This is a genomic window from Mesorhizobium sp. M2A.F.Ca.ET.039.01.1.1 (assembly GCF_003998035.1).
Lineage (GTDB): Bacteria > Pseudomonadota > Alphaproteobacteria > Rhizobiales > Rhizobiaceae > Mesorhizobium.
On sequence record NZ_RZRY01001405.1, the window covers coordinates 1 to 647 of the forward strand.

The 647-nt window shown below is 65.2% G+C and carries 1 pseudogene; it reads left to right on the plus strand.

The window, feature by feature from the left end:
• A pseudogene (locus EOA24_RS42260) lies at positions 1-647 on the plus strand (autotransporter domain-containing protein); the annotation flags it as partial.

The following is a 647-nucleotide window of genomic DNA, read 5'->3' on the forward strand; positions in this document are numbered from 1 at the left end:
TGCTGACCGTAGGCGGCACGGTTACCAACAGCGGCACCCTGACCGGCGGCGTCGGCGGTAACAGTTTTGGTACTTCCGGAGGCGCCGGCGGCGATGGCGGTGCCGGCGTGCAATTGCTTTCTGGCGGAACCGTCATCAATGAAGCGGACGGGACAATCGCCGGCGGTGCCGGGGGCACGGGGCTCTTGGCGCCGGGCGACGGAGGTGCCGGCATCAAGGGCGCGGGGATCGCGGTCATCAATGGCGGCACCATCACCGGTGGCGCAGGGGGATCAGGTGGCGGCCTCGCTGGTCAGGCAATTCAGTTTACCGGCGGGGTCAACTCGCTCGAGATCTGGTCGACCTCGAACATTGCTGGCAACGTGAAAGCTTTCAGTGCCGCCGATACGTTCAACCTCGGTGGCAGCGCTGACGGCTCATTCGACGTTTCTCAACTCGGCCCCGGCGCCAAATATGACGGGTTCGGACTCTATCAGAAGACCGGCACCGGCACTTGGACTTTGACGGGAACGACATCCGCGGTCACGCCGTGGACACTGAGCGATGGCACGCTGTCGGTCTCCGCCGACACCAATCTCGGCGCCGCTTCCGGCGGCCTGACCTTCAATGGCGGCACGCTGCAGACGACGTCCGCCTTCACCCTGTCT